Annotated in this window: 8 protein-coding genes; 5 read left to right on the top strand and 3 right to left on the bottom strand. The window is 68.7% G+C overall.

Annotated elements, in window-relative coordinates:
* Positions 1 to 435: 435 nt before the first annotated feature.
* Together CLV70_RS38560 and CLV70_RS38555 are read left to right on the top strand one after the other, a co-directional pair.
* Positions 436 to 864 carry an RrF2 family transcriptional regulator gene (locus CLV70_RS38560; protein ID WP_106131557.1) on the top strand — a complete coding sequence of 143 codons (429 nt, stop codon included), beginning with the start codon at positions 436 to 438 and terminating at the stop codon, positions 862 to 864.
* 27 nt (positions 865 to 891) lie between these two features.
* The gene (locus CLV70_RS38555) at positions 892 to 2,106 is read left to right on the top strand and encodes a globin domain-containing protein (protein ID WP_106131556.1); all 1,215 of its coding nucleotides are present in this window, start codon (positions 892 to 894) and stop codon (positions 2,104 to 2,106) included.
* A 196-nt stretch (positions 2,107 to 2,302) separates the two neighbouring features.
* Here the strand turns inward: CLV70_RS38555 and CLV70_RS38550 are convergent, their stop codons facing one another.
* Both CLV70_RS38550 and CLV70_RS38545 read right to left on the bottom strand, forming a co-directional pair.
* Positions 2,303 to 2,656 carry an STAS domain-containing protein gene (locus CLV70_RS38550; RefSeq protein WP_106131555.1) on the bottom strand — a complete coding sequence of 118 codons (354 nt, stop codon included), beginning with the start codon at positions 2,654 to 2,656 and terminating at the stop codon, positions 2,303 to 2,305.
* A gap of 367 nt (positions 2,657 to 3,023) precedes the next feature.
* Positions 3,024 to 3,353, bottom strand: a complete 330-nt coding sequence (locus CLV70_RS38545) for a TraR/DksA family transcriptional regulator (RefSeq protein ID WP_106131554.1) — start codon at positions 3,351 to 3,353, stop codon at positions 3,024 to 3,026.
* A gap of 133 nt (positions 3,354 to 3,486) precedes the next feature.
* Here CLV70_RS38545 and CLV70_RS41925 point away from each other — a divergent pair, with 133 nt between their 5' ends.
* Entirely contained in the window at positions 3,487 to 3,609 is a 123-nt protein-coding gene (locus CLV70_RS41925; protein ID WP_281260540.1) for a hypothetical protein, read from the top strand.
* A gap of 40 nt (positions 3,610 to 3,649) precedes the next feature.
* Here the strand turns inward: CLV70_RS41925 and CLV70_RS38540 are convergent, their stop codons facing one another.
* Positions 3,650 to 4,426, bottom strand: a complete 777-nt coding sequence (locus tag CLV70_RS38540) for an NAD(P)/FAD-dependent oxidoreductase (RefSeq protein WP_342750456.1) — start codon at positions 4,424 to 4,426, stop codon at positions 3,650 to 3,652.
* A 31-nt stretch (positions 4,427 to 4,457) separates the two neighbouring features.
* On the opposite strand from CLV70_RS38540, the gene CLV70_RS38535 reads away from it, so the two are divergent.
* On the top strand, positions 4,458 to 4,742 hold the full coding sequence (locus CLV70_RS38535) for a hypothetical protein (RefSeq protein ID WP_146164357.1): 285 nt from the start codon (positions 4,458 to 4,460) through the stop codon (positions 4,740 to 4,742).
* A gap of 56 nt (positions 4,743 to 4,798) precedes the next feature.
* Positions 4,799 to 5,025: hypothetical protein (locus CLV70_RS39490; protein WP_425440285.1), on the top strand; the 227-nt coding region annotated here is incomplete at its 3' end.

Genomic DNA, 5,025 nt, shown 5'->3' with positions numbered 1-5,025 from the left:
GCTCAAACAGATGCAGTACCGGCCCACCCTCGCCTACGGATTCCTCGCCACCAGCGGACTGGCACCGCCCTGACCCTGACCCCAAAAGCTCAGTACCGCTCGGCGGCAGTGAGGTCGACCTGACACCCGCTCAACGTGACAGGGACAGGTCTACGCCGCCTCGCGCTCAGCGACGGCGACTCCGAGCGAGCAGGACCAGCAGCGGGTCGCAGCCGTACCGGTGAACGCAGTAACCGGTCGGTCACACCAGAACCCGCACCGTCACCGCACAAGTGACCCTGCAGTGGGATCGCGCGGCATCGGGGGCCCGGCCACGAGCACCGCTCACTGGGCATCGACCCGCACATGCTCAGGCTTCCGTCTCCACGAATGCGATCTTCGTGACACCTCTCATAAAGAGGAATCTAGGATTCTCTTTATCGGTATGGTCACGGGGTGCGGCTCAACAGATCCACGGACATCAGCCTTCGCATCCTCATGCTCGGTGCGGCACGCGACGACCGGCTCACCATCGACGATCTGGCCGAGGCACTCGTGGTCCCTCGACACCACTTGGCCAAGGTGGTGCAGCGGTTGCAACACCTGGGTTTGCTGGCGACCGTCCGCGGCCGCAGCGGCGGCATCCGCCTCGCCGCCACCGCGCACAGCGCCTCGATCGGTGGCCTCGTGCGTGAGCTTGAGGGCGAGACCGAAGTCGCCGACTGCGAGGGTGAGCGGGTCTGCCCGCTGAGCCAGGCCTGTCGGCTGCGCGGAGCGCTGCGCCTCGCCCAGGAAGCGTTCTACACCACTCTCGATCCGATCACCGTCGGCGATCTGAGCGCATCGCCCACCCGGCAGGTGCTGCTCAACCTCGGCCGCCGGTAACCGTCCCACCCCTCGCCTGGAGGAACCTTGCTGTCCACCACCAGTGTCCCGGTCATTCAGGCCACCCTACCGATCGTCGGCAGGCACCTCGACCAGATCTCCGGAATCTTCTACGACACGATGCTCGGCGAGAACCCGGAGCTGCTCAACCTGTTCAGCCGCAGCGCGCAGGCCACCGGTGAGCAGAAGGCCGCCTTGGCCGGTGCGGTGGCCGCGTTCGCCACGCACCTCGTCGGAGCGGGACCGGACGCCGTGGTCTTCGACCACATCGTCGAACGCATCGCGCAGCGGCACTGTGCGCTGGGCATCCGCCCGGAGCAGTACACCATGGTCGGTCGCTACCTGATGGGCGCCGTCGGCACAGTGCTCGGAGACGCGGTCACCCCGGCGGTCGCCGCCGCCTGGGACGAGGTCTACTGGCTCTTCGCCGCCCGGCTGATCGGCCGCGAGGCACGCCTCTACGCCGAGGCCGGGGTCGACGGCACCGACCCGTGGCGCGAGTACGTGGTAGCGAAGAAGATCGCCGAAGCGCACGACACGATGTCGTTCATCCTGACCCCCGCCGACGGGCGGCCGGCTCCCGGCTTCCTACCGGGCCAGTACGTGACGGTCGCCGCCGACCTGCCGGACGGCAGCCGGCAGCTGCGGCAGTACTCCCTCTCCCAGGCAGCCACCGGCGGCACCCTGCGGATCACCGTCCGCCGCGTACGCGGCAGCGGCGGCATCCCGGACGGCATGGTCTCCAGCTTCCTGCACGACGGGGTGAGCGCCGGCTCCCGGCTCCGGCTGAGCCACCCGTACGGTGACCTGACGCTGCGCGACAGCACTGCGCCTCTGCTCCTGGTCAGCGCCGGGGTGGGCATCACCCCGATGGCCGCGATCCTGGACCATGTGGCCCGCACCCAGCCAATCCGCAAAGTCACGATCGTGCATGCCGACCGCAACCCCGAACGACACCCGCTTCGCCTGGACATGCACAGCCACGGCTCCCGGCTGACATCCTTCACCGCCGTCGTCTGGTACGAGGAACCGAGCGACGTCCCGGGTGCGCACCAAGGCTTCATCGACACCGACGCGATTCCGCTCGACCCCGGCGCCGACGTCTACCTGTGCGGCCCAGTATCGTTCATGCAAGCAGTGCGCGCCGGGTTGCACCGCCGTGGGGTGAACGACGAGCAGATCCGCTACGAGGTCTTCGGCTCCGAACAGTGGCGGTCCACCCCGGTCTCCGCAGCCGTCTGATCAACACCTGTTCAGCGACACTGCCGCCGGAACCGACCTGCATGGATCACCGATTCGGATGGGACGAACCTTGTCGGAGGTTACGTCCCGCCCGGAACCGCCATGCTTGGCCGACTTGACCCGCCGATCCGCGTCGCGGTCCGACGAGGTATGCCGATGCCGGGGAATAGAAGTGGCTGCTAGGGCGTCGATCGACTCACGCGAACGCGGCTTGAAGTCCGCGGTCGTGGTGTGGTGTAGCGGGGCTCAGATATGACAGGACTCCGCTGAGTTCCAGGACTCGCCGAGGGAGACCTCGGGGGTGGATGACGCCGTACCGCTTGTGGTGTCGTTCCGCGGTCTTTCGGGCCTCGACGAGGGCGCCGATGCCGGCGCAGTCGAGGAAGGTCACGCAGGACATGTCGACCAGCAGGCTGGAGACCGCTGGATCGGACAGGGATGCGATCAGCACGCCGCACAGATGCCCGACGGTGGTCAGGTCCACCTCACCGATCGGGCACAGCACTTCTTGACCGTCGCGGTACGAGTCGCGGGTAAGCGAGAAAAGCATGACGCCTCCTTCGTGCGGTACCTTCCGAGCGTCTGCGCGAGGTGACGCGCGCCTTCAGGCGGCGGACGGTCGCTTCGACAGCTCCGGATGCAGAGCACCGTCGCCGACGAGGATCAGACCGCAGGTGGTGTTCGCCTGCTCGCCGCCGGCGAGCGGCCGCGGCATACATCCCATCGTCGCTGACAGAAGCGACGGCGGCAGGGGCCGTAACCGACGAAGAACCCGCCTGGTTGCTTGCCCGTGCTCGGCAACATGACGATCGTCCGCCTACTGGATGTCTTCTGCACTCGGCCACCGTCGGACATCGGCCGTGCAGGTGACGGCGTGGTTGCCGTGCCGCTCAGGGGGTACGGCAACCACGCCGATGTCACCCCTTGTGGTTCTCCTGGCATGGCACGCAGAAGCGCGCGTGCGGCAGAACCTCGAGGCGCTCCACCGGGATGTTCCGGTCGCACTTCTCGCACGCGCCGTAGGTGCCGTCGGCGATCCGGCGCAGCGCACCGGTGATCTGCTCGATGTTGCGCCGGGTCGTGACCAGCAACTCGGCCCGGTTGTGCGCCTCGCCGGGGTCGCCGGTGTCGGCGTTGATCTCGGTCAGTTCTCGCAGCCGGGACGTCTGCGTGGCGAAATCGTCGGCCAGGGACGCGCGCAGATCGGCGAGCCAGCTGTGGTCGACAGTTCGGTGATCAATACTCATGGTCTGCCTTTCGCGGAATGCGGGAAATAAAAAAGGGTCGAAGCTGAGAAGCTTCGCCCTGGCGGCCGTTCAGTGGATGCAACGGTCCGCAGGAGGGCCTCGGCCGGTTCGCGCCGGCATCGAGGATGTGAGCGTGGATGCGATGGTCACCACCCGGGAGGCCACCGGCACCGGCGTCACCACGCACGCAGCCGCCGCCGGCACCTCGGTGACGGCAGGCGAGCAGAACGTCACCGGCGACATGGCTCCACCATAGGATGAGGACCGCCGGAAGCCAAAGCCTCCCGGCGCGGCGGTCAGCGCAACGGGTCGAACGGCGCCAGTTCGGGCGGCACCTCACCCTTGACCACGCTCTGGGCCAGCAGCTGCCCGGTGACGGGACCGAGCGCGATCCCCCACATGCCGTGCCCGCCGGCGACGAACACGCCCGGCGCGGCCGTGGGGCCGATCAACGGCAGCCCGTCGGCGGTGCACGGCCGCGATCCCACCCATTCGTCGCGGCGGTCGTCGAGGTCCACGCCGTCCAGGAACGGGCGCACGGCGTCCGCGACGGCGGTGATCCGCCGCGGATCGAGCGCGTCGCCAGGACGGCGGAACTCCATCATCCCGGCCACGCGCAGCCGATCGCCCAAGGGCGTGCACGCGACCCGCTGGTGCGGGAAGTACAGCGGCCCTGCGGGCATCCGCTCGGCCGGCACGCTGAAGCTGTAGCCCCGGCCGGCCTGCACGGGCTGCCGTACCCCGAAAGGTGCGGTCAGCGCGCTCAGGACGGCGCCGGTAGCGACCACGACCGCGTCGTGCCGGTCCCGCTCACCGGACCGGCGGACCACGCACACCGCACCGGGGCCGTGCTCCAGGGCCGTCACGTCGGCGCCTTCGACGATCCGACCGCCACGCGAGCGGACCGCCTCGGCCAGAGACCGGACGAACTCCGGCGGGTGCAGGAAGCGTTGCCCGCGAATCTCCACCGCCGTCGCGACCCGGCCGGTCAAAGCCGGTTCCATCACCCGTGCGCGCCGCCCGGAAACCGCAACGTAGTCGAGCTGTTGGCCGGCGCCGGCGATCTGCTCCAGCTCGGCCAGCAGGCCCCGGGCGTCGCGCTCGTTGCTCTACGGCGACGAAGATGATGCTGAGCGCTGGTTGGAGGCCGGTGAGGCCCTGTCGACGGTCTGGCTTACCGCTACCGCGCTGAAGGTGTCGGTGCTGCCGCTCAGCGATGTCGTCTCGGTGCCTGCGACCCGGGAAGCCCTGCGACGCATGCTGCGGACCTTCGACCATCCCTATCTGGCCTTGCGGCTCGGCATTGCCGACCCGCAGTCCGGTACGCCGCCACGTACGCCTCGCCTCTCGGTCGCCCAGCTCATCGACGCAGTCCCCTGGACGGCGTGACGCCCGACCGAAACAGGAATTGATCCACCAGAGCCGATGAATCGGGTCGCGTGCAGATGAGCCCGGCCGCAGCGCGAACAGCCGTCTGTGCACCCCAGGACCATATCGGCCACGGTCGCACACCGGCCGACGTCGAGAACAGGATGACGATGAACCACACGCCGAGACGGCACCCGGTGATCAGCGATGGCCTGCCGAGCCAGCTTCCGGACATCGACCCCGAGGAAACCAGCGAGTGGGTCGAGTCGCTCGACGGAGTCATCGACGAAGGCGGGACCAAACG

This window comes from Pseudosporangium ferrugineum (genome assembly GCF_003002065.1).
GTDB lineage: Bacteria > Actinomycetota > Actinomycetes > Mycobacteriales > Micromonosporaceae > Actinoplanes > Actinoplanes ferrugineus_A.
Note: the sequence above shows the minus strand (reverse complement) of the source record. Positions and strands in the feature narration are given on the sequence as shown.

Bases quoted from the DNA above. Each gene is read 5' to 3' on its own strand.
- CLV70_RS38545 (WP_106131554.1), bottom strand. From the start codon at position 3,353: ATGAGTATTGATCACCGAACTGTCGACCACAGCTGGCTCGCCGATCTG.
- CLV70_RS38550 (WP_106131555.1), bottom strand. From the start codon at position 2,656: ATGCTTTTCTCGCTTACCCGCGACTCGTACCGCGACGGTCAAGAAGTG.